Raw genomic sequence first — 514 nt, forward strand, 5'->3', positions numbered from 1 at the left:
GACCGCACATTCCGTCAGGGGGTCGACTGTGACGCGGACCATGGTGTACTTTCACGTGGTCTGACCACATCGGTCGAAATCACATCCGCCGCCGACAGCGGCGCAACCACAGGAGTTTCGTGTGGCAACCCGGATATCGGCGGTGACATTCACACCCCCCCCCGACGCCATCCCGGCGACATCCACCCCCGCCACTGACGCCATCGCAGGCAGCCTCACCGCATCGGCTCTCGTGGGCCTTGCGCCGCTGCTGACCTTCTTCGTCCTGCTCGCCGGCTTCAAACTCAAGGCCTGGTATTCCGGACTCGGCGCCCTCGTCGCCGCGCTCATCGTCGCGATCATCGGCTTCGACATGCCCGCGCCCCTGGCCGGCCTGTCCGCCCTGCAGGGCATCACCTTCGGACTCTTCCCGGTGATGTGGATCGTGATCACCGCGATCTGGTTCTACGAACTCACCGTCGTCAGCGGCCGGTTCGAGGATCTGCGGCGCATCTTCAACTCGATCGGCCACGGC

At 65.2% G+C, this 514-nt stretch carries 1 protein-coding gene; it reads left to right on the forward strand.

Annotated features, from left to right (window positions below):
* Positions 1–142: 142 nt before the first annotated feature.
* The coding region (locus A8G18_RS21135; protein ID WP_245207984.1) for an L-lactate permease at positions 143–514 on the forward strand (372 nt) is incomplete at its 3' end.

The sequence above is a fragment of the Rhodococcus gordoniae genome, assembly GCF_001646655.1.
Lineage (GTDB): Bacteria > Actinomycetota > Actinomycetes > Mycobacteriales > Mycobacteriaceae > Rhodococcus > Rhodococcus gordoniae.